Here is a 26,237-nt window from a genome sequence, read left to right as displayed (position 1 = left end):
GTGAAAAGAGGGATTTATGGAACATCAAAGAGAGCTATACCAGCAGCGCGGTTATAGCGAAGACTTATTACCTAAAACAGAAACCCAACGAAACTGGAAGGCATTTAACTATTTCACCTTATGGATGGGATCTGTACATAATGTGCCAAATTACGTTATGGTCGGCGGTTTTTTTATACTGGGGCTATCAACATTTAATATCATGTTGGCCATTATTATCAGCGCATTATTTATTGCGGCGGCGATGGTAATGAATGGCGCGGCAGGCAGCAAATATGGCGTTCCTTTTGCTATGATATTGCGAGGTTCTTACGGCGTCCGCGGCGCGCTATTCCCTGGATTATTGCGAGGGGGAATCGCGGCAATTATGTGGTTCGGCTTACAGTGTTACGCGGGATCGCTGGCATTTCTTATTTTGATTGGGAAGATCTGGCCAGGATTTCTGACATTAGGCGGAGATTTCAAGCTGCTGGGTCTTTCACTGCCAGGACTAATTACTTTTCTAATTTTTTGGATTATTAACGTTGGCATCGGTTTTGGCGGTGGTAAAGTATTAAATAAATTTACCGCTATCCTCAATCCATGTATTTACATTGTCTTTGGCGGCATGGCTATTTGGGCAATATCGCTGGTCGGCATTGGCCCGATTCTGGACTATCTGCCTTCAGGCGTGCAAAAAGCAGAGCACAGCGGCTTTCTGTTCCTGGTGGTGATTAACGCCGTAGTCGCCGTCTGGGCTGCGCCAGCAGTGAGTGCGTCCGATTTCACGCAAAACGCGCATTCATTTCGCGCTCAGGCATTGGGACAAACGCTGGGGCTTATCGTAGCGTATATATTATTCGCCGTAGCCAGCGTGTGCATTATTGCCGGAGCCAGTATTCATTATGGTATGGATACCTGGAACGTGCTGGATATTGTGCAGCGCTGGGACAGCCTGTTTGCTTCATTCTTTGCGGTGTTGGTGATTCTGATGACGACAATTTCAACCAACGCCACCGGTAATATTATACCTGCGGGGTATCAAATTGCGGCGCTTGCCCCGACAAAGCTTAACTATAAAAATGGCGTAATGATTGCCAGTATTATCAGTCTACTGATTTGCCCATGGAAATTAATGGAGAATCAGGACAGTATTTATCTGTTCCTCGATATTATCGGCGGTATGCTTGGCCCGGTAATCGGCGTAATGTTAGCTCATTATTTTGTGGTAATGCGTGGAAAAATTAATCTTGATGAGCTGTACACCGCCAGCGGTGATTACAAATATTATGATAATGGATTTAACCTGACTGCATTTTCAGTCACCCTGGTCGCAGTTATTCTGTCATTAGGCGGCAAGTTTATACCATTTTTGGAGCCTTTATCCCGCGTGTCCTGGTTTGTAGGCGTAATAGTTGCGTTCGTTGCTTATGCGCTATTGAAGAAACGCACGGGTTTTGAAAATACAGGAGAGAAAAAACTCGCAGGTTAAATATTGAAAAAGCATTAAGCGTATTTAATGAAGTGTGCGCTATTTAAAAACTATCTGTATCCATACAAGGAGTTTGTTATGTCTTTTGATTTAATTATTAAGAACGGTACTGTCATCTTAGAAAACGAAGCGAGAGTTATCGATATCGCCGTCCAGGGCGGAAAAATCGCCGCGATTGGCGAGAACCTGGGGGAAGCGAAAAATGTGCTGGATGCGACGGGATTGATCGTTTCGCCGGGCATGGTTGACGCGCATACCCACATTTCTGAACCGGGCCGTACCCACTGGGAAGGCTATGAAACCGGTACCCGCGCGGCGGCGAAAGGCGGTATTACCACGATGATTGAGATGCCGCTCAATCAGCTGCCGGCGACGGTCGATCGTGAGACGATTGAACTCAAGTTTGACGCGGCAAAAGGTAAATTGACCATCGACGCCGCGCAGTTGGGCGGTTTGGTTTCTTATAACCTGGATCGGCTTCATGAGCTGGACGAAGTGGGCGTTGTCGGCTTCAAGTGCTTTGTCGCCACCTGCGGCGATCGTGGCATCGATAATGATTTTCGCGACGTTAATGACTGGCAGTTTTACAAAGGCGCGCAGAAACTGGGGGAAATGGACCAGACGGTACTGGTACATTGCGAAAATGCTCTGATTTGCGATGAGCTGGGCGAGGAAGCTAAACGCGAAGGACGCGTAACGGCGCATGATTATGTCGCCTCACGTCCGGTATTTACTGAAGTGGAAGCCATTCGTCGCGTGCTGTATCTGGCGAAAGCGGCAGGTTGCCGTCTGCACGTTTGCCATATCAGCAGCCCGGAGGGGGTAGAGGAAGTAACGCGCGCGCGTCAGGAAGGTCAGGATGTCACCTGTGAATCGTGCCCGCACTATTTTGTCCTCGATACCGATCAGTTCGAAGAGATTGGCACCCTGGCAAAATGTTCTCCGCCAATTCGCGACCAGGAAAACCAGAAAGGGATGTGGGAAAAACTGTTTAACGGCGAAATCGACTGCCTGGTATCCGACCACTCTCCATGCCCTCCGGAAATGAAAGCAGGCAATATCATGCAAGCATGGGGCGGAATTGCCGGACTGCAAAACTGCATGGACGTCATGTTTGATGAAGCGGTGCAAAAACGCGGTATGTCGTTGCCGATGTTTGGCAAATTAATGGCGACCAACGCCGCCGATATTTTTGGTCTGAAACATAAAGGACGTATTGCCCCCGGCAAAGATGCTGACCTGGTCTTTATTCAGCCTGACAGCAGCTATGTTCTGAAAAATGAAGATCTGGAATATCGCCATAAAGTCAGTCCGTATGTTGGCCGTACTATTGGCGCGCGTATTACCAAAACGATTTTGCGCGGCGATGTTATTTATGACATCGAGCATGGCTTCCCTGTGCCGCCAAAAGGTCAGTTTATCCTTAAACATCAGCAGTAATCCGGTGTGATTTAATGCCCGTCGTCACGACGGGCATTCTCTATTTTAAGGTGTGGATATGTTCCCTGTTATTAACCGCGAAAGTGTGTTGTCCGGCTTTCAGTGGTTTTTCTTTATTTTCTGTAACACGGTTGTGGTTCCCCCTACCTTGCTATCCGCTTTTCATCTTCCCGCTGATAACCTGTTAATGCTCACACAATACGCTTTTTTGACCACCGCGTTGGCCTGCCTGGTTCAGGCATTTTGCGGCCATCGCCGTGCCATTATGGAAGGGCCGACAGGGCTGTGGTGGGGCGCTATTCTTACGATTACGCTTGGCGAGGCGTCTCGCGGCACGCCGCTGAACGATATCGCCTCCAGCCTGTCGGTCGGGATCGCGATCTCCGCAATGGTGACGATATTTATCGGCATTAGCGGGTTAGGACACCGTCTGGCTCGCCTGTTTACGCCGGCGGTAATGGTTTTTTTCATGCTGCTTTTGGGCGCGCAGCTGACCTCAATATTTTTTAAAGGCATGCTGGGGCTGCCTTTTGGCATTGCCGATACCAGCGCCAGAATCAAATTGGCCCCCTTTGGGCTGGCGGTCGCGGTGATGTGTTTTATCCTCGCGATGATTATTTTCCTGCAACAGCGTATCTCCCGTTACGCGTTACTGGTAGGGACCGTGGTCGGGTGGGGGCTATGGCGGTTATGCTTTCCTTCATCACACTTACCGCCGGGTGAATTAAGCTGGCGATGGTTTCCTCTGGGCAGCCACGGCACGCTGATGCCGGGTATTATTGTGACGGCGGTGATGACGGGGTTAGTCAACATCAGCAACACTTACGGCGCCATCCGCGGTACCGATATCTTTTATCTGCATCAAGGGTCGGGCAGTTCTCGTTATCGCCGAAGCTTTATGATTTCCGGACTGATGACGTTAGTGACGGTGCCTTTCGCGGTCGTGCCTTTTTCGCCTTTTGTATCTTCCATTGGTTTATTAACGCAAACCGGCGACAGTTCTCGCAAATCCTTTATCTGCGGTAGCGCGCTGTGTCTGCTGGTTGCCATTATAACGCCGTTAACCCGCTTATTTTGCGCTATTCCACTGGCGATCAGCAGCGCCGTTATGCTGGTCTCTTATTTACCTTTACTTTATTCCGGTTTGGTTTTTAGCCAGCAAATTACGTTTACCGCGCGGAATATTTATCGCCTGGCATTACCGCTTTTTGTCGGCATTTTTTTGATGGGGCTTCCTCCGGTCTATTTACAGGATCTTCCACTGATGATTCGTCCTCTGCTTAGTAACGGATTACTGGTGGGAATCTTACTGGCAGTGCTTATGGAAAATCTTATTCCGTGGGAACGCATTAAATAACATGAGAAAACAAGGAGACATGATGAAGATTGTAATTGCGCCAGATTCATTTAAAGAGAGCTTAAGCGCTGATAAATGCTGTCAGGCTATTAAAGCGGGATTTTCAACCGTATTTCCTGATGCGCGCTATGTCTGTTTACCGATCGCCGATGGTGGAGAAGGAACCGTGGACGCGATGGTGGCAGCGACCGGCGGGAAACGGGTTTCTGTGGACGTTAGCGGGCCGATGGGGGAAAAAGTAAACGGATTTTATGGCCTGACCGGCGACGGCAAAACGGCGATTATTGAAATGGCGGCGGCGAGCGGATTGATGCTGGTGGCGCCCGAGGCGCGTAATCCGCTGCTGGCATCCAGTTTCGGCACCGGCGAATTGATTCGTCACGCCCTGGACGCGGGGATTCGCCATATTATTCTGGGTATCGGCGGCAGCGCCACGGTGGATGGCGGAATGGGAGTAGCGCAGGCGCTCGGTGTGCGTTTTCTGGACGCGCAAGGAACGCCGCTTGGCGCCGGAGGTGGCAATTTATCGCGCCTGGCGAGCATTGACCTGCAGGGGTGCGATCCGCGAATTTCAGAGTGTCGTATTGAGGTCGCCTGTGATGTTGATAACCCGTTGGTGGGGCCACGCGGCGCGGCGGCGGTATTCGGTCCGCAGAAAGGGGCGACGCCTGAAATGGTTGAGACGCTGGAAAATGGATTACGTAATTATGCCCGTGTTTTACATGCCCTGACCGGACGCGACATGTCTCAAATACCGGGCGGTGGAGCGGCCGGAGGAATGGGGATTGCTGCTATCGTCTTCCTGGAAGCGGAAATGAAGCCCGGTATTGAGATTGTTATGCAGGCGGTGAAGCTGGAGGAGGCGGTAAAAGAGGCCTCGCTGGTGATTACCGGAGAAGGGCGAATCGACTCGCAAACGGCGGGAGGAAAAGCGCCGATAGGCGTCGCGTCAGTGGCGAAACGGCATCATGTCCCGGTTATCGGCATTGCCGGCGTACTGGGCGACGGCGTGGAAGTGGTCCATCGCCACGGTATTGATGCAGTATTCAGTATTTTGCCGCGGCTGGCGCCTTTGCCGGAAGTTCTGGCGAACGGTGAACAAAATCTCTACCACAGCGCCTGTAATATTGCCCGCGTCATCAAACTTGGCCAGGACATCGGGACTCGTTAAGCATAAAAAAAGCCACGGTTCTCACCGTGGCAAAATCCAACATAGCTAAATTAAAAATAATCAGGAGGGCTGTCCGCCGTTAAATCATAACGTCGCGGTTACAGTCTTTGGAGTAGATGTAGCTGAATGCTTCGCCACGACCTACACCGTATCCGGCCTGCAGGGAATAAGCGCCCATGAAGATGTAGTCGCCTTTTTTCACCGGCACCCAGTTGTTGTCGAGGTTATAAACCCCCTGGCCGGAAAGGATATAAGCGCCATGTTCCTGGACGTGGGTTTCAATATAGCCGTGGCTGGCGCCCGGTTCGAACGACAGAATATGCATATTCATATCGAAGCCCAGCTCTTTAGGCAGGAAATCCAGCAGAATAACATCTTCCATGCCTTCATAATGAATACGCTCCAGCTGGCTGGCATTGCCGGAAACCAACCACGGGGCATGCCCCTCGACAGGAGTATAGCGGCGTTTATATAAAAATAGCTGGCTGTCTTCCGTTTGAGCGTTGCTAAAGGTCATCATCTCGCCCGGTGGACAATAGAGGTATCCGCCCTGAGTTAAAGAGAATGTTTTTCCTTCTGCTTTAGCTTCAATATTTCCCGCAATGACATAGAGAAAAGTTTCAATCCCCTCGCCGCCAAAGCCCTGCTGGTTGCCGCCATTCTGATGTAAGGTGACCAGATAATCGACGAAAGAAGCACCCAGCTTCGGCGTCGAAAGGATGGTGACGTCACAGTTTTCAAAGCCGGGAATAATATTTTTCACCAGACCGTCCGGCGTTAAGAGCGCATAGTTACCGTGTTTCACAATGGCGCGGTTCGCCAGTAAATCATCGCGGTAACCCGTGACGTTATTCAGATATCCCATTGATGGCTCCTTATTTTTGCCAGGCAAGTTGATGCAGCATTAATGCCAGAGTTTTGACCCCTTCAGCAAGGTCATTAATGTTGGTACGTTCCGCCGGGTTATGGCTGATACCATTAATGCTGGGGACGAAAATCATACAGGTAGGGACGCGCGGCGCGAAAATTTGCGCGTCATGACCTGCGCCGCTATGCATTATGCGATAGTTCAGTTGTTCGGTTTCACACAGCCTGGTGAGGGCCGCGACCAGTTCGGCGTTCATCGGCACCGGCGCTTCGTCCATCCACAAATCGATATCGATGCTGATATCCATTTCATCGCAGATGGCGCGCATATCGTTTTCCAACTGTTCGGTAAATTCGCGAAGTACCGCGGCGTCCGTATGCCGGCAATCGATTGTAAATGTGGTTTTTCCAGGGACAACATTGACCGTATTCGGCTGCGGCTCAACTTTGCCGAACGTTAATACCAGGGGATCGCCATGCTGTTTGGCTTTTTCAATGGACTGACTGCAAATACGACTGAAGGCGTGCACCGTATCGCGACGATAGCCCATTGGCGTTGTGCCTGCATGGTTGGACTCGCCGTTGAGCGTCACCGTGTAGCGACGTTGCCCGACGATGGCGTTGACGACGCCAATCGACTGTCCGTTGCTCTCCAGAACGCAGCCTTGCTCAATATGCAATTCAACAAAGGCGCGGATATCGGTTCGCGCAGCGAGCGGCGCGGCGGGAAGGGTAAATCCGCACGCCTGCATAGCGTCGACAAAGCCTGTGCCTTTGGCGTCCTGGATATGGCGTACCTCTTCAGGATTCGCCAGGCCAAAAATGTTCTTGCTGCCCCAAAAAACGTAAGGGAAACGGCTGCCTTCTTCCTCTGCCATTGACACTACTTCGACGGTGCGCAGCGGCGCGCCGTAGGTCGCTTTTAGCCAGTCGAGCGCCAGCCAGGCGGCAAGCGCGCCGAATTGTCCGTCCAGATTGCCGCCGTTGACGACCGTATCAATATGCGAACCGCTTAAAATCACCTGCTCCGGAAATTGTGTGCCGCAAAGGCGGCCATATAAATTTCCGACGTCATCAAAGCGTGTTTCCAGACCGCTTTCTGCCATTCGCTTTTTAAATTGCTGCTGTGTTTCCAGCCACTCAGGCGAATAAAGTAAACGCGTCATTCCACCCGTAGGATCGGCTCCAATGGAAGAGAGCCAGGGCAATGTTTCTTCTATCGCGTGGCGAAAATGCTTTATCATAGAAAATTCCTGTTTCAATAATTATTGGGCAAAGGGATTTTTTGTTTCGTATGACTTGAGATAGAGGGCATCGGAAATCAGATATTGATAAATATCATCAACAATATCGATACCATTCATATCGGCATTTTTCTGTTTAATATCCTGATCCTGTCCAGGATAATAAACCTGTTTAAAACCGGGGGCGGGCTTCACGGAATTGAGTTCCTGCATAGTCTGACTAATATGTTTGCGGAATAATTCACAGGAAGAAAAGAACGCCGGATTAATGACCAGATGAAGTTGTCCTAAATTGCGTCCGGCGTGTAAATCTTCATACATCGAACTGACCTGGCGGCCAAACGGCAGCCCCAGCAGAATACCGGACAGAATATCGATCATCATCATCAGGCCGTAACCTTTCGGGCCTGCGGCGGGTAATAACGCATTGACGGCAAAAGGATCCTGTGTCGGCGCGCCATTTTTATCAACGGCCCAACTCTCCGGAATGGACTCATTGCGGGACCGTGCATCGAGGACTTTTCCCCAGGCCTGCACGGTGGTGGCCATATCAAAGGTAATGATGTCATCGCCTTCGCCCGGCGCGGCAAAGGCCAGCGGATTAGTGCCATAGTAAATATCCGCCCCGCCAAACGGCACGACCATAGGATCGGACTGACAGATAGACAGACCAATCAGGCCTTCGCGAGCAGCCTGGCGGACGAAATAAGAGATGGCGCCGCTATGGCCCATTCTGCTAATGCCGACAACCGCGACGCCATTTTTTTTGGCTATTTCAATAGCATGCTCCATTCCCATTTTGGCTGCGACCTGTCCGGCAGCATTATCGGCATGCAGTATCGCCGTACAGGGACCGGTATTCTCAATGCGGAACGTCGGCTCCCGGTTGGTGCCGCCTTTTGAAATTCGTTCGGCATAATATTCAACGCGTACGGCGCCATGTGAGTGAATACCTCTGGCATCTGCATAAACCAGTACGTCGGCGACGATGGCGGCGTGCTCACGTTTTAGTCCGGCTTTATAAAGCTTATTTTCGATAAGCTGATGGAGTGTTTCCCGACTGATTTTCATCTGTCTTCCTTTTTAACGACGGTGTGAAGCATGACTGCGATTAACATACCGGGAAAATAAAATGATTATGTGATCCAGACAGGCAAAAAAATATAATTAGAATTTATTTGATAATCAGGCGGGTTTTATCTTTTTGCTTAAATAAAAAGCTTTTTTAGAAAATCATAACTAATCCTTTAGCCGTTGTTTGAATTCTTTTGTTAATAAATTTGATGTGACGTTAATCACTCTATTTACCCTCCCGGATATATACCGTGAAGCGCACATTAACACTGCTCGTGCAATTGCAATGGGTGCAATTATTAAGGAGTTGTTATGATCCACGCCTTTATTAAAAAAGGGTGTTTTCAGGACTCTGTCAGCTTAATGATTATTTCTCGAAAGCTGAGTGAGTCCGAAAATGTTGATGATGTATCGGTAATGATGGGAACGCCTGCGAATAAGTCGCTGCTGGAAACTACCGGTTTCTGGCATGACGATTTTCATGGCGCTACGCCCAATGACATTTGCGTGGCGATTCGTACCGAAGCGGTAGATGACGGCATTACGCAGGTGATTGTGCAACAGCTCGAAGAAGCATTGCAGCAGTTGGCGCAGGGAAGCAGCGGTAGCCAGTCGTTAATCCAGGTCAGACGCTGGGAAAGCGCCTGTCAGAAACTGCCAGAGGCGAATCTGGCGCTGGTATCGGTGGCCGGCGAATATGCGGCGGAACTGGCGGAGCAGGCGCTGGATCGTTCGTTGAACGTGATGATCTTCTCCGATAATGTCACGCTGGACGATGAAATCAGACTAAAACGCCGGGCGCGTGATAAAGGACTGCTGGTCATGGGGCCGGATTGCGGCACCGCTATGATCGCCAATACGCCGCTGGCTTTCGCTAACGTCATGCCAGAGGGCAACATCGGGGTGATTGGCGCTTCCGGCACCGGTATTCAGGAGCTCTGTTCACAGATTGCGCTGGCGGGGGAAGGGATTACCCATGCCATCGGGCTTGGCGGACGCGATTTGAGCGCCGAGGTCGGCGGGATCAGCGCGCTAACGGCACTGGAGATACTCAGCGCGGATGAAAAGAGCCAGGTGCTGGCCTTTGTCTCCAAACCGCCTGCCGATGCGGTTCGCCAGCATATTATCGCGGCGATGAAAGCCACCGGCAAACCCGTTGTAGCGCTGTTCTTAGGGTTTTCCTCCCCCGTTGCGCGTGAGGAAAACGTCTGGTTTGCCTCGACGCTGGATGAAGCCGCCCGACTGGCATGTTTATTGTCTCGCGTGACGTCGCAGCGTAAAGAAATGGTTTCAACAGGCGGCGTGATTCGTGGTCTCTATACCGGCGGAACGCTGGCGGCGGAAGCGGCGGGGCTGCTGGCCGGCTATCTGGGCGTCGCGACGGATACGGAACATCACCATGGCATGATGCTTGACGCTGACGGCCACCAGATTATCGATCTGGGCGATGACTTTTATACCGTTGGGCGACCACATCCAATGATTGACCCGGCGTTACGTAATCAGCTTATCGCCGGGCTTGGCGCACAGTCGCAGGTACGCGTGTTATTAGTGGACGTCGTTATTGGTTTTGGCGCGACCGCCGATCCCGCCGCATCGCTGATTCAGGCCTGGCAGAAGGCATGTGCCGCACGCGCCAGCGACCAGCCGCTGTTCGCCATCGCAACCGTCACCGGAACGGAACGCGATCCTCAGTGCCGCTCGCAACAAATCGCCGCGCTCGAAGATGCCGGCATCACGGTAGTGGATTCTCTTCCCGAAGCCACTCTGTTGGCCGCGGAACTGATTCGACCCACTCTTTCTTCCACTCATCCATCAGCTCCCCGGTTACTGGAAGCGGTAGCGGTGATTAATGCCGGGTTATGTAGCTTCGCGCTGGATTTACAGGCTGCCGGTATGCCCGTGGTGCACTACCAGTGGGCGCCTGTCGCTGGCGGTAATAAAAAACTGGCTCGTCTGTTAGAACGTTTGCAATAAGGGGTTCCCATGTTTACATCAGTGGCGCAAGCCAACGCTGCAGTCATCGAACAAATTCGTCGCGCACGTCCGCACTGGCTGGATGTGAAGCCAGCTTCTTCATTAATTAGCGTGCTCAATCAGGGGAAAACGCTTCTTCATGCCGGCCCGCCGATGCGCTGGCAAGAGATGACCGGCCCGATGAAAGGCGCCTGTATCGGCGCATGCCTGTTTGAAGGATGGGCCAAAGATGAAATGAGCGCGCTCGCGCTGTTAGAGCAGGGAAAGGTCAACTTTATTCCCTGCCATCACGTTAACGCCGTGGGGCCGATGGGCGGTATTACGTCAGCCAGTATGCCGATGCTGGTCGTGGAAAATATCACCGACGGCAATCGCGCGTACTGCAATCTCAACGAAGGGATCGGCAAAGTGATGCGTTTCGGCGCCTATGGCGAGGATGTTCAGCAACGTTTGCGCTGGATGCGCGATGTGCTGATGCCGGTATTAAGCGCGGCGCTGGGACGTCTGGAGCGGGGGCTCGACCTGACCGCAATGATGGCGCAGGGCATTACGATGGGAGATGAATTCCACCAGCGCAATATCGCTTCTTCCGCATTGCTGATGCGCAAGTTGGCGCCGCATATCGCCCGTCTGGAACATGATAAGCAGCAGATAGCGGAAGTGATGGATTTTCTGAGCGTCACCGATCAATTCTTCCTTAATCTGGCGATGGCCTACTGTAAAGCCGCCATGGACGCGGGCGCGCAGATTCGCGCCGGCAGTATTGTGACGGCGATGACCCGTAATGGCGATATGTTTGGCATTCGGGTTAGCGGTCTGGGCGACCGTTGGTTCACCGCGCCTGTTAATATGCCGCAGGGGCTATTTTTTACCGGTTTTTCGCAGGATCAGGCCAACCCGGACATGGGCGACAGCGCCATTACTGAAACGTTTGGTATTGGCGGCGCTGCGATGATTGCCGCGCCTGGCGTAACGCGTTTTGTCGGTGCCGGGGGAATGGAAGCGGCGAAATCTGTTTCTGAAGAGATGGCTGAAATTTATCTCGAACGCAACATGCAGCTACAAATCCCCGGCTGGGATTTTCAGGGGGCCTGTCTGGGACTGGATATCCGCCGCGTGGTCGAGACCGGAATTACGCCGCTGATTAACACGGGTATCGCGCATAAAGAGGCGGGGATTGGACAGATTGGCGCGGGAACCGTCCGTGCGCCGCTGGCCTGTTTCGAGCAGGCGCTGGAAGCGCTGGCGGAAAGCATGGGCGTAAGTTAAGAGAGCGTCTCATGAAACGTATCCATCCTCTTATGGCAAGCCGACAATCGGCGGATTATCGGCAACCCTGGCAGATGTCAGGGGTATGGCGTCGCTCTATTAATTTTGTGGCGAAAAGCGGTGAGTTATTAACGCTTCACCGTCGGGGGAGCGGCTTCAGTCCGGGAGGGTGGATACTGCGCGGCGGCGATTTTGACGCCTTGCGCGATGTGCTCACCGATGGCGAAAAACCGCAGTCAACCGCTGCCGGTATTCAGATTGGCGAGTTTCTTTTATGCGAGCCGGAGAGGCGCTGTTCGCTGCGGGTTCCACGCTATCTTGCGTCGCCGCGTCTTAACGCGACGTACATGCAGCGTAGTGAGGAGACGGGACTGTTTGGGCCGTTAACCGTCGCCGCAGCTCAGCCTCTATGTCCGGAACTTCGCCAGTTTTGTCACTGCTTTCAGTCGGCGCTTGCAGGTGCTGCGACTGACTGGCGGCTATGGCTGGGTAAAGGGCCGGGCTTAACGCCCAGTCATGACGACACGCTGACAGGAATGTTGCTGGCGGCCTGGTATTTTGGCGCCATAGATGAACGCGCCGGGCGTAATTTTTTTGCCCAATCCGGCAGCCTTGATCGGGCGACGACGCTCGTGAGCGTTAGCTATTTACGCTATGCGGCTATGGGTTATTTCGCGTCGCCTTTACTCCACTTTATTCATGCGCTGCGACGAGATGTTCGCACAGAAACGGCGATTGACGGACTGCTGGCGCTGGGGCACACCTCTGGCGCGGATACGCTGCTGGGGTTCTGGCTTGGACAACAAATAGTAAAAGGATAGGGAATGAAAACGTTGGTAGTTGCTCTTGGCGGCAACGCATTATTGCAGCGCGGAGAAGCGCTAACGGCAGAGAATCAATATCGCAATATTGCCGACGCGGTGCCTGCGCTGGCGCGACTTGCCCGCTCGTATCGGCTGGCGATAGTACATGGCAACGGCCCCCAGGTCGGCCTGTTGGCTTTACAGAACCTTGCCTGGAAAGCCGTTGAGCCTTATCCGCTGGATGTGCTGGTGGCGGAAAGTCAGGGAATGATCGGCTATATGCTGGCGCAGCGTCTGGCGCTTGAACCCGATATGCCGCCGGTGACTGCGGTATTAACGCGAATAAAGGTATCGGCGGACGATCCTGCTTTTCTTGAACCGGAAAAGTTTATCGGTCCCGTTTATTCGCCAGAAGAGCAAATGGCGCTGGAAGCGACTTATGGCTGGCATATGAAACGTGATGGAAAATATCTGCGCCGTGTCGTCGCTTCCCCGGCGCCGCGTCAGATTATCGAAAGCGCCGCTATTGAGTTATTGCTAAAAGAGGGCCATGTGGTGATTTGCAGCGGCGGTGGCGGGGTACCTGTTGCCGGCGAGGGCGAAGGGGTCGAGGCGGTGATAGATAAAGACCTGGCGGCGGCATTGCTGGCGGAGCAGATAGCGGCCGATGGTCTGATCATTTTGACGGATGCGGATGCGGTGTATGAACATTGGGGAACGCCACAGCAGCGCGCTATTCGTCAGGCTTCGCCCGATGAGCTGGCGCCGTTTGCCAAAGCCGATGGCGCGATGGGACCGAAGGTGACCGCGGTAAGCGGATATGTGAAGCGGTGCGGAAAGCCGGCATGGATTGGCGCATTGTCGCGTATTGACGATACCCTGGCGGGCAGAGCGGGAACCTGCATCTGTCTGTGATCGCGACGGGCGGCGACAGAGAATGCGCCGCCCACGCTGTTTATTTAAGCTTACTTTGCGCCCAGATAATGCCGCTGGCGTATTCGCCCGGCAGGAGCGGAGAGAGCGCTTCCAGGGTGGCGCTAAGACGTGACGTATCGCTGTCGGTCAGATTCAGATGGCCGACTTTTCGCCCCGGACGTACCGCTTTATCATACCAGTGCAGATGTACCAGCGGCAGCTTCAGCCAGTCGTAATTCAGCTCGCTGCCGATCAGGTTGATCATCACCGACGGGGCGTTAATCACCGGCGCGGGCAACGGCAGGCCGGTAATCGCGCGCAAATGCAATTCAAACTGACTGATGCTGGCGCCATTTTGCGTCCAGTGTCCGCTGTTATGCACGCGCGGCGCCAGTTCATTGATTAACAGGCCTTCCGGCGTGATAAAACATTCCATCGCCATTACGCCGACGTAGTTCAGCGCCTGCATAATTGCTGACAGCATCGATTCCGCCTGCTCCTGCTGTTCGGCGTTCGCCTGTGGGAACGCGACGCTGGTCCGCAAGATGCCGTCCTGATGCAAATTGTGCGTTAGCGGGTAAAACACGGTGCTGCCGTCATGAGCGCGCGCGCCGACTAACGACACTTCGCCGGAAAAATGGATACCGCGCTCAACAATACATTCGCCATAGCAGTCATCCGGCAGTTGCCCGGTTTCGTCCGCGCGTAGACGCCACTGCCCGCGACCATCGTAGCCGCCAACGCGACGCTTAATAATCGCCAGTTCTCCCAGACGGTCAAAGATGCCGGACCACTCGTCGGCGCTGGTCAGCAGCTGCCACGGCGCGGTCGCGAGTCCCAGTTTATCGAAAAGCTGTTTTTGTGTCAGACGGTCGGCGATGATCGGAAATACATCGCGATTGACGAAGGCCGGGTGGCGCGCCAGCTCGCGGGTAAGCGCGGTTTCCGGCCAGCGCTCAATCTCTGCGGTAATGACGCTCTGCTGTACCGGCACGGCGGTAGGCTCTGCATCCAGGCCAACCGGCCAGACGGCGATACCCAGCGGTTCGCCCGCCTGGCGCAGCATTCGGCCCAGTTGTCCGTTGCCGAGAACACAAACTTGCTTCATAGCGTCCCCCGCGGATCGGGATTTTCCAGAACTTCATCGGTTTGCGCTTTGCGCCAGTCGGCGATGCGCTGATGCAGTTCCGCGTCGTGTTGCGCCAGAATCTGTGCGGCGAGCAGGGCGGCGTTAGCGGCACCGGCTTTACCGATCGCCAGTGTACCCACCGGAATGCCGCGCGGCATCTGCACAATGGAGTAAAGGCTATCCACGCCGCTTAGCGCAGCGCTTTGTACCGGCACGCCGAGTACCGGGACCAGCGTTTTTGCCGCAATCATTCCCGGCAGGTGCGCCGCGCCGCCCGCGCCGGCAATAATCACTTGATATCCGTTCTCTTCCGCCGTTTCGGCGAAGCTGAACAGTTTATCGGGGGTGCGATGAGCGGAAACCACTTCTACATGGTGCGGGACATCCAGAATTTCAAAAATTTCGGCGGCGAATTGCATGGTAGCCCAGTCGCTTTTGGACCCCATCACGATGGCGACACGCGCCGGATTATTGCGGGAAGACATGCGTCTTAAAACTCCTGTGGTGCGGGACACGCTGCTTTTGAGGTGTCAGAGAATAGCATGATAATCAGGCAAGGAAAACGGTTGCGTGCGCGCCGTAACGGACGATTCGACGAACATTTACAGGGGGAAGGCGATTAACTCAACGTTGTCCGGCGTGACTTTTACCATTGAACCTTCATGATGCCATGCGCCTAACACCACGCGGAATGCGGGCTGGTCGTTGGCGGAAAGTTCATGCACCGCCGGGCGGTGGGTATGACCGTGAATCAGCCACTGTACGCGGTGTTTTTCCATTTCGGCGACGACGGTCTGCGCATTGACGTCCATAATATCCAGCGATTTGCTGCTGTTGGCGGCTTTACTGCCGGCGCGCATTCTGGCGGCGATACGGCGGCGGATAAACAGCGGCAGGGTAAGGAACAGTCGTTGCACCCACGGATTATGGACTTTGGCGCGAAACGCCTGATATCCGGCATCATCGGTACAGAGCGTATCGCCGTGCATAATCAACACATTGCGGCCATACAGGTCGAGCACTTTTTCCTGCGGCAGTAGAATCATGCCGCTTTCGCGGGCAAAGCGTTTGCCAATCAGGAAGTCGCGATTACCATGAATAAAGAAGCAGGGGACGCCGGAATCAACCAGCGATTTAATGGCAACGGCCATTTCACGATGTAGCGGGTTGGGGTCGTCGTCGCCAATCCAGGCCTCGAAGAGATCGCCAAGAATATACAGCGCGTCGGCCTGACGGGCTTCTACGGCTAAAAAACGCAGAAAACCGGCGACGATCGCCGGTTCTTCCGTTTGCAGATGCAAGTCTGCAATAAACAGTGTCGCCACGATTACTCGCTGACGGTCACGTTTTCAATGATGACGTCTTCTTTTGGTACGTCTTGGTGCATACCGCTACGGCCAGTGGCGACGCCTTTGATTTTATCTACCACGTCCATACCTTCTACGACTTCCGCAAAGACGCAGTAGCCCCAGCCCTGCAGACTTTCGCCGGAGAAGTTCAGGAAGTCGTTGTCTGCCACGTTGATGAAGAATTGCGCGGTAGCCGAATGTGGTGCCTGAGTACGCGCCATCGCCAGCGTACCACGGGTATTTTTCAGACCATTGTTGGCTTCGTTTTTGATCGCCTCTTTGGTGGCTTTCTGTTTCATGCCCGGCTCAAAGCCGCCGCCCTGAATCATAAAACCGTTAATCACACGGTGGAAAATGGTGTTGTTGTAAAAACCTTCGCGGCAGTAGTCCAGGAAGTTTTTAACTGTTTCAGGCGCTTTATCATCAAAGGTTTTGATTACGATATCGCCGTGATTAGTGTGGAAAGTAACCATTTTTGCATCCTGTTCCAAGAGAGTGGTGCTTTAGCCCGCAATGGGGCACATATAGGGGCTTGTTATAGCATAACCGTAAGCTGCGATCACCTTGCAAAGTGTGCTGCTTCGATTACGAATAATATGTATCATACGGAGATTATTACCCACACACGTCTATACGGAATCTTCGATGTTAAAAATTTTTAATACACTGACGCGCCAAAAAGAGGAATTCAAACCCATTCATGCCGGGGAAGTCGGCATGTACGTGTGTGGTATCACCGTTTACGATCTCTGCCACATTGGCCACGGACGCACGTTTGTCGCTTTTGACGTTGTCGCGCGCTATTTGCGTTTTCTCGGTTATAAGCTGAAGTATGTGCGTAACATTACCGATATCGACGATAAAATTATTAAACGCGCCAATGAAAATGGCGAAAGTTTTGTCGCGCTGGTCGACAGAATGATTGCGGAAATGCATCAGGACTTCGACGCGCTGAATATTCTGCGTCCGGACAGCGAGCCGCGTGCGACGCACCATATTCAGGAAATTATCGAGCTCACCCGCACCTTAATCGAGAAAGGGCACGCCTATGTGGCGGATAACGGCGATGTGATGTTCGATGTACCGACCGATCCGACTTATGGGCAGCTTTCCCGTCAGGATCTTGAGCAGCTTCAGGCGGGCGCGCGCGTGGATGTCGTTGACGTGAAGCGTAACCCGATGGACTTCGTGCTGTGGAAAATGTCGAAAGAGGGCGAGCCGAGCTGGCCGTCGCCGTGGGGCGAAGGGCGTCCGGGCTGGCACATTGAATGTTCGGCGATGAACTGCAAGCAGTTGGGCAACCATTTTGATATTCACGGCGGCGGTTCCGATCTGATGTTCCCGCACCATGAAAACGAGATTGCCCAGTCTACCTGCGCGCATGACGGCGAATACGTCAACTACTGGATGCACTCCGGTATGGTGATGGTGGATCGCGAGAAGATGTCCAAATCGCTGGGCAACTTCTTTACCGTGCGCGACGTGCTGAAATACTACGATGCGGAAACCGTGCGCTACTTCCTGATGTCCGGGCATTACCGTAGCCAACTGAACTACAGCGAAGAGAACCTCAAGCAGGCGCGCGCCTCGCTGGAGCGGTTATACACTGCATTGCGTGGAACGGATAAATCAGCGGCCCCGGCGGGCGGCGAGGCGTTTGAAGCGCGTTTCGTGGAGGCGATGAATGACGATTTCAACACGCCGGAAGCCTACTCCGTCCTGTTTGATATGGCGCGTGAAGTCAACCGTCTGAAGGGCGAAGATATGACCGCCGCGAATGCGATGGCGTCTCATCTGCGGAAGATTTCCGGCGTGCTGGGACTGCTGGAGCAGGAGCCGGATGTTTTCCTGCAAAGCGGCGCGCAGGCGGATGACGGTGAAGTTGCGGAAATTGAAGCCTTGATTCAACAGCGTCTGGATGCCCGTAAAGCGAAAGACTGGGCGGCGGCGGACGCGGCGCGCGATCGTCTCACTGAAATGGGTATTATTCTGGAAGATGGCCCGCAGGGCACCACCTGGCGGCGTAAGTAAGCGCTTTTACAGGCCGCTCTATTTGCATAGAACGGCCTGTTTTTTATTTTTTCGCACCGGGCGAAAGATAAACACACACCGACTCCCCCAGATTCTGATGTTCACACCCGGGTATTGCCCGGCTGTAATGGGCAATAAAGCGGATGACGCTGTCGCCGCTGTTTAGCCCCACATCTCCTTTTCGCAGCAATTCTGCTGGCTGATCGTCGGTGAAAACGTTAGGGGTGAACAGTTTTGCGCCTAATCGTTCAAAAGTGCCAGCACTAACGATAGAGGGTTGATAACCCTGAAGCTGCAACCAGCGGCGGGCATCATTACGTGACCAAACCTGCGCATCGTTTGCTCGCGCAAACACTTCGAGAAGCCAGCCATTCGAATTCTGATAAGGGCCGGAGAAAGGCCACGCAATCAGGTTATAGCGGGGACTGTGGAAGAGATTGAGTTTGATAGCGCTATGTAAGAGCGTTTGTAATGCCGTCGCGATATCTGAACGCGGGCGCAAAACGGCAATGCTCTGATTCACCAGGTCATCAGCCAGAAACTCATACAGACCTTGTATATAGAGCGCTGATTCAGCGGTTCTGCAAGTATTCAGATTATGGTAAACCCGCCAGTCTCCGTTTGGCTGGCGCATGGCATAGCCAGCATGTGACCAGGTTAAATGTCGGCTCGACATATCTTGCCCCTGGCGAACCAGAATGACGACCGGATCGGATTGACTGTTAAGCTGTTGTTTGAGCTGTAGCGCCTGATCCATTGTCGCTGCGATGCTCTCCGGCGTGTTTGCTTTTTGGTGACAGTTAGCACTGTCTGCATAAGCGTTGAGCGAGATTGCGCTGAGCCACAGGGCAAACGCGAACCGCTTCATTTGGCCGGTACCGTCTGGTTGCTGGAAAGTCCTGCGTCGTCCTGATTTACCATATGGGCAAGGATCTTGCCCTCTTTTTTCAAATAAGCGCCGGTGCCTTCCTGCGTTTTTTCCAGAGTGACTTTATCACCTGCTTTGAGGTTGCCTTCTTTGACGACATGTAGCGGAACTTGCATTTTAATGTCTTTGTTATCGGGGGACTTAGTGGTTAACAGCGCGGTTTTTTGCTTTTTATTTTCGACAACAGATCCAATACTCAGGTTGAGCGGCAGCAGTACGGGGGAGAGTATAATTCCGCTAACCAGTGCGGAACTGCCCACGCTGACAACCGCAGACGATGCCGCATACCATCCAGTGGCAGACATTTCTTCGCTATAGCTGGCGTGGGAAAATGAGAAACAGACGACCGCGGCGGCGAATGTCATTTTATTCATATTGATTCCTTTTAATATGCGTTTTAAGTACCCATAGAAATAACACTAAAATACTTCCCGGCAACCACACCCACAGCAATTCTGAGAGAATGACCTGATGTCCATACGGCGTGATGTAGCTTGAAAGCGCGAACGGCGCGACTTTAATCACCTGCCAGGGCGCAAAAAAACGTTCATCTGACCACGGCCACAGCCATCCGACGCCTTTACCACCCGTGGTGATCGAATCCAGCAGGCTGTGCGACAGCAATGAAACGGTTAAAAACAGCCAGCAGCGCACCTGCCCCGCTCGAAACCATCGTCGTCCCGCGAGTACGCACAACAGGGGGAGGACGAATGCGAAAAGTAAAGAATGGGTAAATCCACGATGGCCGAACACGTTGCCGTAGGCGACGCCAAATTTAAAGGCCAGCACGTCGGCATCGGGGAGCATCGCCAGCACAACACCGGCAAACAGCAGGCGAGGAGGGATAACTTTCAGGCCTAAGCCTGCGCCAAGACACAGAGGAACGGCGGCGTGGGTGATAACGGTAGGCATAGCGATGGTTCACAGGGAAATAGCCATGCTAGCAGTTGGAACGCAGAGGATTAAGTGGATGATTATCTGAAAAGACAGCGTAATCAGGCCGGATAAGACGCTTTGCGTCGCTATCCGGCACTTGTATCAGGCCACGACGTTCACACTTTGGCCTTCAAAGCTAACGGTTTGCCCGGCGACAATTTTGCAGCGTTTACGCGTTTCAACCACGCCATCAACCTTCACCAACCCGTCGGCAATGGCGATTTTCGCCTGCGCGCCGCTTTCGCTCCAGCCTTCCAGCTTGAGCAGATCGCACAGCTCGACGTGCGGGTGCTTGCCTAAAGAGAATGTCGCCATGTTATTTTCCTTGTGGATCGTGATATTCAATGCACGCCTGCAGCGTGTTTTCGATAAGCGTGGCGACCGTCATCGGGCCGACGCCGCCCGGTACTGGCGTGATGTATGACGCGCGCGCCGCGGCTTCGTCAAACACGACGTCGCCAACGACCTTGCCATTTTCCAGACGGTTAATACCGACATCAATCACAATTGCGCCTTCTTTAATCCATTCGCCGGGAATAAAGCCCGGTTTACCTACGGCGACAATGAGCAAATCAGCATGCTCGACATGGTGACGCAGATCTTTGGTAAAGCGGTGCGTAACGGTAGTCGTACAGCCAGCCAGCAGCAGCTCCATGCTCATTGGGCGTCCAACGATATTGGACGCGCCAATGACCACCGCATTCAGGCCGTAGGTATCAATATTGTAACGCTCAAGCAGGGTCACAATACCGCGGGGCGTACAGGGACGCAGGCGCGGCGCACGCTGGCACAGACGACCGACATTATAAGGATGAAAACCGTCTACGTCTTTATCTGGCGCGATACGCTCCAGCACTTTAACGTTGTCGATGCCTGCCGGTAAAGGCAACTGCACCAGAATACCGTCGATCGTGTTATCTGCATTCAGAGTATCGATAAGCGCCAGCAGTTCGGCTTCGCTGGTGGTTTCTGGCAGGTCATAGGAGCGGGAGACGAATCCCACTTCGTCGCACGCTTTACGTTTGCTTGCGACATAAATCTGTGAGGCCGGATTGCTGCCGACCAACACCACAGCCAGGCCGGGAGCGCGAAGACCTGCTGCGACGCGTGCCTGAACTTTTTGAGCAACCTCAGATCGCACCTGCTGCGCAATCGTTTTACCGTCAATAATCTTTGCTGCCATCAGAGAGAAGATTCCATCTGTTACTTCAAGTCAAAGGGGATGACGCTATTTTGTCAGAAGCGGGCCTCGCTGTCAGTTAACGTTTGTGTTTCCGATGCAAACGCGACGTCTCCCCCGTCTGTTGACGATACTGAGACGTGGCCCGTAAGCGCGCCATGATTAACCAAAAAGAAACAATTCATCACCCTGGCTATGGTTACCGTAATCCCTCGTCGTTAATAGCATCGGGCGGCATAATGCGACATTTTATACAAAATAAGATTAGACCCTTCTTATATCCCAATAAGAATTAGCTTAGGTCATTAAAAGAGTTTGCGGCTATTTTTTATTTAGCGAAATGTTTAATTTATTACCGTGACGAAATGTCATATTCGCAAAGATTAATTACTGCGTCTGATACTCAGGGGAGAAACAGAAAACTAATTAATCTGCGATATCTATCTTTACAGGATGCAGAGATAACTTTTCTGACATGCTATGTCGATAATAATTCAAACGGAGCCGACAGGATGCCGAAACCGGGTGTGTGTAATTCAAGGGAAATCCATGAAACATAAATTAATGACCTCTACTATTGCGAGTCTGATGTTTGTCGCTGGCGCAGCGGTTGCGGCTGATCCTACTCCGGTGAGCGTGAGTGGCGGTACTATTCATTTCGAAGGTAAACTGGTTAATGCAGCCTGTGCCGTTAGCACTAAATCCGCCGATCAAACGGTGACGCTGGGTCAATACCGTACCGCCAGCTTTACGGCGATTGATGATACGACCGCGCAGGTGCCTTTCTCCATCGTCCTGAATGACTGCGATCCGAAAGTGGCGGCTACCGCTGCCGTGGCTTTCTCTGGTCAGGCAGATAACACCAACCCTAATTTGCTGGCTGTCTCCTCTGCGGACAATAGCACTACCGCAACCGGCGTCGGGATTGAGATTCTTGATAACACCTCCTCACCGTTGAAACCGGACGGCGCGACCTTCTCGGCGAAGCAGGCGCTGGTTGAAGGCACCAATACGCTGCGTTTTACCGCACGCTATAAGGCAACCGCCACCGCCACGACGCCAGGCCAGGCTAATGCCGACGCCACCTTTATCATGAAATACGAATAATCCCGTCTGGGAACGCCAGGGAAGGGAGGCGCCTCAACGGAAGAGGCTATCGGGGATAAAAGAGAACATAGCAGATGATAAGGAAAGGCGCGGCGCTAGTGGGGCTTGTTTTGATGTCGCCCGTTATTGCGCAGCCGGTAATGGTGGAGAGCGGGCGTATTCACCTGCGCGGACAACTGGTCAATGGCGGCTGCGCTGTCGCCACAGAAAGCCAGGATTTGCGCGTACTGATGGGACAGTACCGCACGAATGCGTTTACCGGTCCTGGCAGCTTCGCTCCCGTCAGCGTTCCATTTTCGTTACGGTTAATCTCCTGTAGCGCGGAGGTCTGGCGTCATGTCGGCATTGCGTTTGCCGGCGTTACGCCTGCGGAAGATCCCCACGTTTTTCTGGCCAGCGGCGAAGGTATCGGTAATGCCGGAATCGGCCTGGCATTATTTGATGACCAGCAGCGGCAAATCATCCCTAACACATTACCGCTTCATTACGCGCCCATTTTAACGTCAGAAATGACTTTGCATTTTACCGCCCGCTATCGGGCAATTTCAGAAAATATGACGCCGGGACGAATTCATTCAGAAGTGTGGTTTACGCTAGTTTACCCATGAATTTTCTTGCCGACGTGACTCAATGCAAAAGGTATTTTTTACCATGCTGAATAGTATAAAAGTAGGCTTTATTGTTCTTCTCACGTTATTTACTTCGCTGAACGTACAGGCGGCGGGGGGGATTGCATTAGGCGCCACGCGAGTTATTTATCCCTCGGCGGCGAAGCAGACTTCTCTGGCAATCAGTAATAGCGATACTCAAGAACGTTACCTCGTCAATTCATGGATCGAAAATAACGCTGGGCAGAAAGAAAAAACGTTTATCGTTACGCCGCCTTTATTCGTCAGCGAGCCCAAAAGTGAAAACACGCTGCGTATTATCTACGCCGGGCAACCGCTACCCGGGGATCGGGAGTCGTTATTCTGGATGAACGTGAAAGCCATCCCGTCGGTCGATAAAAGTCATATTGAAGGAAAAAACGTTCTGCAACTGGCGATTCTGTCGCGCATCAAACTGTTCGTGCGTCCGGCGAATTTGCCGCAGACGCCGGAAGACGCGCTGACCTTGCTGAAATTTTCCCGTGTCGGCAACCATCTCAAGATAACCAACCCATCTGCTTATTACCTCACGCTGGTCAATATCAGCGTGGGCGCGAAAAAGATTGATAACGTGATGATCGCGCCAAAAAGCGACATGCAAATTCCCTTACCGACTGGCGCGCAGGGCAGCGTGACATTTCAGACAGTCAATGATTACGGCGCATTGACGTCGGCGACAACGGCCAGTCTCGGTTAAGCAGAGAGCGTGAAGCCACACGAGAACACGATGAAGAAGACAACCTGGTTTGCAGGGCGATTTCCCGGCTATGTATCACCGTTAAACGGCGTGGCGCTGTCGGTGTTGGCGGCGCTGTGTCCGCTGACGAGCCGCGGCGAAAGTTATTTCAACCCTGCGTTTTTGTCGGCGGATACCGCGTCCGTGGCGGATTTATCTCGCTTTGAAAAAGGTAATCATCAGCCTCCCGGTATTTACCGGGTGGATATCTGGCGTAACGACGAATTCGTAGCGACGCAGGATATCCGTTTTGAGGCGGGCGCCGTGGGCGCCGGTGATAAATCCGGCGGCCTGATGCCTTGTTTTACACCGGAGTGGATTAAACGGCTGGGCGTGAATACCGCGGTGTTCCCTGTCTCAGATAAAGACGTCGATACCACGTGTATTCACCTTCCTGAGAAAATCCCGGGCGCGGAGGTCGCGTTTGATTTCGCGTCGATGCGCTTAAATATTAGCTTGCCGCAGGCGTCATTGCTCAACAGCGCGCGTGGCTATATCCCGCCGGAAGAGTGGGATGAAGGGATACCCGCCGCACTCATTAATTACAGTTTTACCGGTAGCCGCGGAACAGACAGCGATAGCTATTTTTTGAGTCTGCTGAGCGGGTTGAACTATGGCCCCTGGCGGCTGCGTAATAACGGAGCCTGGAACTATTCGAAAGGGGACGGCTATCATTCGCAACGCTGGAACAACATTGGCACCTGGGTACAGCGCGCCATCATTCCGCTAAAAAGCGAACTGGTCATGGGGGACAGCAATACCGGGAACGATGTTTTCGACAGCGTCGGCTTTCGCGGAGCGCGGCTGTACTCTTCTGACAATATGTATCCCGATAGCCTGCAGGGCTACGCCCCCACGGTTAGAGGAATCGCCCGGACGGCGGCAAAGCTGACGATACGACAGAACGGGTATGTTATCTACCAAAGCTATGTGTCGCCGGGCGCGTTTGCGATTACCGATCTTAATCCTACCTCTTCCAGCGGCGACCTTGAGGTGACGGTAGATGAAAAAGACGGTAGCCAACAACGTTACACGGTGCCTTACTCTACCGTTCCGCTATTGCAGCGTGAGGGCAGGGTGAAGTATGACCTGGTGGCCGGGGATTTTCGCAGCGGCAATAGTCAGCAGTCTTCGCCATTCTTTTTCCAGGGAACGGTGATTGCCGGCCTGCCTGCGGGGCTGACGGCTTACGGTGGTACGCAACTTGCCGATCGTTACCGTGCCGTGGTGGTCGGGGCGGGGCGAAATTTGGGCGACTGGGGTGCCGTGTCGGTCGATGTCACACATGCGCGTAGCCAACTGGCAGATGACAGCACCCATCAGGGGCAATCGTTGCGTTTTCTGTACGCCAAATCGCTGAATAATTACGGGACTAATTTTCAATTGCTGGGTTACCGCTATTCCACGCGCGGATTTTACACCCTGGATGATGTGGCATACCGCAGTATGGAAGGGTACGACTACGAATACGATAGCGACGGACGCCGCCATAAAGTGCCGGTGGCGCAGAGCTACCACAATCTCCGCTACAGCAAAAAAGGCCGCTTTCAGGTCAATATTTCGCAAAACCTGGGGGATTACGGGTCACTGTATCTTTCCGGCAGTCAACAAAATTACTGGAATACGCCGGATACCAATACCTGGTATCAACTGGGATACGCCAGTGGATGGCAAGGCATAAGTTATTCGCTGTCATGGTCGTGGAACGAGTCGGTGGGGATCTCAGGCGCCGACCGCATTCTGGCATTCAATATGTCCGTTCCGTTTAGCGTTCTGACCGGACGGCGCTATGCGCGCGACACTATTCTTGATCGTACTTATGCCACGTTTAACGCCAACCGCAACCGCGACGGCGACAATAGCTGGCAGACCGGCGTGGGCGGCACGCTTCTGGAAGGACGTAATCTGAGCTACAGCGTGACGCAGGGGCGTAGCAGTACCAATGGTCATAGCGGCAGCGCCAGCGCTAGCTGGCAGGCGACGTATGGCACGCTGGGCGTGGGATATAACTACGATCGCGATCAGCATGACTATAACTGGCAACTTTCCGGCGGCGTGGTCGGTCATGCGGATGGTATTACGTTTAGCCAACCGTTGGGCGATACCAATGTCTTGATTAAAGCGCCGGGAGCGAAAGGCGTGCGCATCGAAAACCAGACCGGCGTGAAAACGGACTGGCGGGGCTATGCGGTAATGCCCTACGCCACGGTATATCGCTATAACCGCGTCGCGTTAGATACCAACACGATGGACAACCATACCGATGTCGAAAATAACGTCAGCAGCGTGGTGCCGACTGAAGGCGCGCTGGTGCGGGCTGCTTTTGATACGCGGATAGGCGTAAGGGCAATCATTACCGCGAGGCTTGGCGGACGTCCGTTACCGTTTGGCGCGATAGTACGAGAAACCGCCAGCGGCATTACCAGCATGGTCGGCGATGACGGACAAATTTATCTGAGCGGCTTGCCGCTAAAAGGTGAACTGTTCATCCAGTGGGGAGAGGGGAAAAACGCGCGTTGTATCGCCCCTTACGCCCTGGCGGAGGATAGCCTGAAGCAGGCGATTACGATAGCCAGCGCGACCTGTATCCGTCCGTCGTCATAAAA

Annotated in this window: 25 protein-coding genes; 13 read left to right on the top strand and 12 right to left on the bottom strand. The window is 53.2% G+C overall.

The features are described 5' to 3' along the window. Positions 1-16 precede the first annotated feature (16 nt). The 4 genes from ACLJRS_RS12480 to glxK all read left to right on the top strand — a co-directional run bounded on the left by ACLJRS_RS12480 (position 17) and on the right by glxK (position 5,439). Positions 17-1,471 carry an allantoin transporter gene (locus ACLJRS_RS12480; RefSeq protein ID WP_000401059.1) on the top strand — a complete coding sequence of 485 codons (1,455 nt, stop codon included), beginning with the start codon at positions 17-19 and terminating at the stop codon, positions 1,469-1,471. A gap of 78 nt (positions 1,472-1,549) precedes the next feature. Next, positions 1,550-2,911 carry an allantoinase AllB gene (gene allB / locus ACLJRS_RS12475; protein WP_000006865.1) on the top strand — a complete coding sequence of 454 codons (1,362 nt, stop codon included), beginning with the start codon at positions 1,550-1,552 and terminating at the stop codon, positions 2,909-2,911. Between the two features lie 58 nt (positions 2,912-2,969). Further along, positions 2,970-4,268: a uracil/xanthine transporter gene (locus ACLJRS_RS12470; protein ID WP_000484505.1), complete on the top strand. Its 1,299-nt coding sequence runs from the start codon at positions 2,970-2,972 to the stop codon at positions 4,266-4,268. A 22-nt stretch (positions 4,269-4,290) separates the two neighbouring features. Next, positions 4,291-5,439, top strand: coding sequence for a glycerate 3-kinase (glxK, locus tag ACLJRS_RS12465; RefSeq protein ID WP_000706331.1), 1,149 nt, complete (start codon positions 4,291-4,293; stop codon positions 5,437-5,439). A gap of 79 nt (positions 5,440-5,518) precedes the next feature. Here the strand turns inward: glxK and allE are convergent, their stop codons facing one another. The 3 genes from allE to allD are packed head-to-tail and all read right to left on the bottom strand — an operon-like array spanning position 5,519 to position 8,621. After that, the gene (gene allE / locus ACLJRS_RS12460) at positions 5,519-6,304 is read right to left on the bottom strand and encodes a (S)-ureidoglycine aminohydrolase (RefSeq protein WP_000540981.1); all 786 of its coding nucleotides are present in this window, start codon (positions 6,302-6,304) and stop codon (positions 5,519-5,521) included. Between the two features lie 10 nt (positions 6,305-6,314). Next, positions 6,315-7,550 (bottom strand): allantoate deiminase, encoded by a 1,236-nt coding sequence (allC, locus tag ACLJRS_RS12455; protein ID WP_000589769.1) that lies wholly within the window; start codon positions 7,548-7,550, stop codon positions 6,315-6,317. Positions 7,551-7,571: 21 nt separating this feature from the next. Continuing rightward, positions 7,572-8,621 (bottom strand): ureidoglycolate dehydrogenase AllD, encoded by a 1,050-nt coding sequence (allD, locus tag ACLJRS_RS12450; protein WP_000703937.1) that lies wholly within the window; start codon positions 8,619-8,621, stop codon positions 7,572-7,574. Positions 8,622-8,936: 315 nt separating this feature from the next. On the opposite strand from allD, the gene ACLJRS_RS12445 reads away from it, so the two are divergent. Genes ACLJRS_RS12445 through ACLJRS_RS12430 form a run of 4 tightly spaced genes read left to right on the top strand, consistent with a single transcriptional unit; the run spans position 8,937 to position 13,588 of the window. Continuing rightward, positions 8,937-10,601, top strand: a complete 1,665-nt coding sequence (locus ACLJRS_RS12445) for an acyl-CoA synthetase FdrA (protein WP_000580910.1) — start codon at positions 8,937-8,939, stop codon at positions 10,599-10,601. 9 nt (positions 10,602-10,610) lie between these two features. Continuing rightward, the gene (locus tag ACLJRS_RS12440; RefSeq protein ID WP_410957822.1) at positions 10,611-11,870 is read left to right on the top strand and encodes a DUF1116 domain-containing protein; all 1,260 of its coding nucleotides are present in this window, start codon (positions 10,611-10,613) and stop codon (positions 11,868-11,870) included. Positions 11,871-11,881: 11 nt separating this feature from the next. Beyond that, complete coding sequence (locus tag ACLJRS_RS12435) at positions 11,882-12,691, top strand: DUF2877 domain-containing protein (protein WP_000821192.1); 810 nt, start codon at positions 11,882-11,884, stop codon at positions 12,689-12,691. A gap of 3 nt (positions 12,692-12,694) precedes the next feature. Next, the gene (locus tag ACLJRS_RS12430) at positions 12,695-13,588 is read left to right on the top strand and encodes a carbamate kinase (protein WP_000855337.1); all 894 of its coding nucleotides are present in this window, start codon (positions 12,695-12,697) and stop codon (positions 13,586-13,588) included. Positions 13,589-13,628: 40 nt separating this feature from the next. Here the strand turns inward: ACLJRS_RS12430 and purK are convergent, their stop codons facing one another. The 4 genes from purK to ppiB form a co-directional block, all read right to left on the bottom strand. Continuing rightward, positions 13,629-14,696, bottom strand: a complete 1,068-nt coding sequence (gene purK, locus ACLJRS_RS12425) for a 5-(carboxyamino)imidazole ribonucleotide synthase (protein WP_000815601.1) — start codon at positions 14,694-14,696, stop codon at positions 13,629-13,631. Further along, a complete protein-coding gene (gene purE / locus ACLJRS_RS12420; protein ID WP_000098736.1) occupies positions 14,693-15,202 on the bottom strand; it encodes a 5-(carboxyamino)imidazole ribonucleotide mutase in 510 nt (169 codons plus the stop codon). Before purE ends, purK begins: the two co-directional genes overlap by 4 nt. Positions 15,203-15,319: 117 nt before the next feature. Next, complete coding sequence (gene lpxH, locus ACLJRS_RS12415; RefSeq protein WP_000212284.1) at positions 15,320-16,042, bottom strand: UDP-2,3-diacylglucosamine diphosphatase; 723 nt, start codon at positions 16,040-16,042, stop codon at positions 15,320-15,322. Positions 16,043-16,044: 2 nt separating this feature from the next. Further along, positions 16,045-16,539, bottom strand: a complete 495-nt coding sequence (ppiB, locus tag ACLJRS_RS12410) for a peptidylprolyl isomerase B (protein ID WP_000255991.1) — start codon at positions 16,537-16,539, stop codon at positions 16,045-16,047. 172 nt (positions 16,540-16,711) lie between these two features. Between ppiB and cysS the strand changes: the two genes are divergently transcribed. Then, positions 16,712-18,097, top strand: coding sequence for a cysteine--tRNA ligase (gene cysS / locus ACLJRS_RS12405; protein WP_000912377.1), 1,386 nt, complete (start codon positions 16,712-16,714; stop codon positions 18,095-18,097). A 43-nt stretch (positions 18,098-18,140) separates the two neighbouring features. Here cysS and ACLJRS_RS12400 read toward each other — a convergent pair whose 3' ends face one another. The 5 genes from ACLJRS_RS12400 to folD form a co-directional block, all read right to left on the bottom strand. After that, a complete protein-coding gene (locus ACLJRS_RS12400) occupies positions 18,141-18,965 on the bottom strand; it encodes a DUF2145 domain-containing protein (protein WP_000819124.1) in 825 nt (274 codons plus the stop codon). Further along, positions 18,962-19,399, bottom strand: a complete 438-nt coding sequence (locus ACLJRS_RS12395; protein WP_001038579.1) for an STM0539 family protein — start codon at positions 19,397-19,399, stop codon at positions 18,962-18,964. The genes ACLJRS_RS12400 and ACLJRS_RS12395 overlap by 4 nt, the downstream gene beginning before the upstream one ends. Then, positions 19,392-19,937 carry a metal-dependent hydrolase gene (locus ACLJRS_RS12390; protein WP_001143571.1) on the bottom strand — a complete coding sequence of 182 codons (546 nt, stop codon included), beginning with the start codon at positions 19,935-19,937 and terminating at the stop codon, positions 19,392-19,394. Before ACLJRS_RS12390 ends, ACLJRS_RS12395 begins: the two co-directional genes overlap by 8 nt. A gap of 126 nt (positions 19,938-20,063) precedes the next feature. Then, positions 20,064-20,276 carry a ribosome-associated protein YbcJ gene (gene ybcJ / locus ACLJRS_RS12385; protein ID WP_000190281.1) on the bottom strand — a complete coding sequence of 71 codons (213 nt, stop codon included), beginning with the start codon at positions 20,274-20,276 and terminating at the stop codon, positions 20,064-20,066. Between the two features lies 1 nt (position 20,277). Continuing rightward, positions 20,278-21,144 carry a bifunctional methylenetetrahydrofolate dehydrogenase/methenyltetrahydrofolate cyclohydrolase FolD gene (gene folD / locus ACLJRS_RS12380; RefSeq protein WP_000729165.1) on the bottom strand — a complete coding sequence of 289 codons (867 nt, stop codon included), beginning with the start codon at positions 21,142-21,144 and terminating at the stop codon, positions 20,278-20,280. A 546-nt stretch (positions 21,145-21,690) separates the two neighbouring features. Here folD and fimA point away from each other — a divergent pair. The 4 genes from fimA (at position 21,691) to ACLJRS_RS12360 (ending at position 26,235) form a co-directional block, all read left to right on the top strand. Next, positions 21,691-22,248, top strand: a complete 558-nt coding sequence (gene fimA, locus ACLJRS_RS12375) for a type 1 fimbrial protein subunit FimA (protein WP_000681026.1) — start codon at positions 21,691-21,693, stop codon at positions 22,246-22,248. Positions 22,249-22,322: 74 nt separating this feature from the next. After that, positions 22,323-22,856, top strand: a complete 534-nt coding sequence (gene fimI, locus ACLJRS_RS12370; protein WP_000619612.1) for a type 1 fimbrial protein subunit FimI — start codon at positions 22,323-22,325, stop codon at positions 22,854-22,856. Positions 22,857-22,899: 43 nt separating this feature from the next. Then, on the top strand, positions 22,900-23,592 hold the full coding sequence (fimC, locus tag ACLJRS_RS12365) for a type 1 fimbria chaperone FimC (RefSeq protein WP_001672603.1): 693 nt from the start codon (positions 22,900-22,902) through the stop codon (positions 23,590-23,592). Positions 23,593-23,622: 30 nt separating this feature from the next. Further along, complete coding sequence (locus tag ACLJRS_RS12360; RefSeq protein ID WP_000754204.1) at positions 23,623-26,235, top strand: fimbrial biogenesis usher protein; 2,613 nt, start codon at positions 23,623-23,625, stop codon at positions 26,233-26,235. Positions 26,236-26,237: the final 2 nt, after the last annotated feature.

It is taken from the genome of Salmonella sp. SAL00670 (assembly GCF_046552235.1).
Taxonomy (GTDB): Bacteria; Pseudomonadota; Gammaproteobacteria; order Enterobacterales; family Enterobacteriaceae; genus Salmonella; species Salmonella enterica.
This window is presented reverse-complemented; position numbering and strand designations above follow the sequence as displayed.